This is a genomic window from Streptomyces lancefieldiae, assembly GCF_031845825.1.
In the GTDB taxonomy this organism is placed as follows: domain Bacteria; phylum Actinomycetota; class Actinomycetes; order Streptomycetales; family Streptomycetaceae; genus Streptomyces; species Streptomyces lancefieldiae.
On sequence record NZ_JAVRFH010000432.1, the window covers coordinates 1 to 318 of the forward strand.

Consider the following 318-nt stretch of genomic DNA (forward strand, 5'->3'; position numbering starts at 1 on the left):
GTCGTATCTCGTATGTGCTGGGTCTGGAGGGGCCGGCGGTGACGGTGGACACGGCGTGTTCGTCGTCGCTGGTCGCGTTGCATCTGGCGGTGCGGGCGCTGCGCGGCGGTGAGTGCGACCTCGCCCTCGCGGGCGGGGTGACGGTCATGGCCGAGCCAGGCATGTTCGTGGAGTTCTCGCGGCAGCGGGGACTGGCGTCGGACGGGCGGTGCAAGGCGTTCTCGGAGTCGGCCGATGGTACGGGCTGGGCTGAGGGCGTGGGTGTGCTGGCGGTGGAGCGGTTGTCGGATGCGGTGCGTCATGGGCGTCGGGTGCTGG

1 protein-coding gene is annotated in these 318 nt (G+C 71.1%); it reads left to right on the top strand.

Features of this window, described 5'->3' with window-relative positions; all coding sequences use genetic code 11:
• Positions 1 to 318, top strand: a 318-nt coding sequence (locus RM812_RS42850) for a beta-ketoacyl synthase N-terminal-like domain-containing protein (protein ID WP_311586549.1), incomplete at both ends; no start/stop codon positions are given.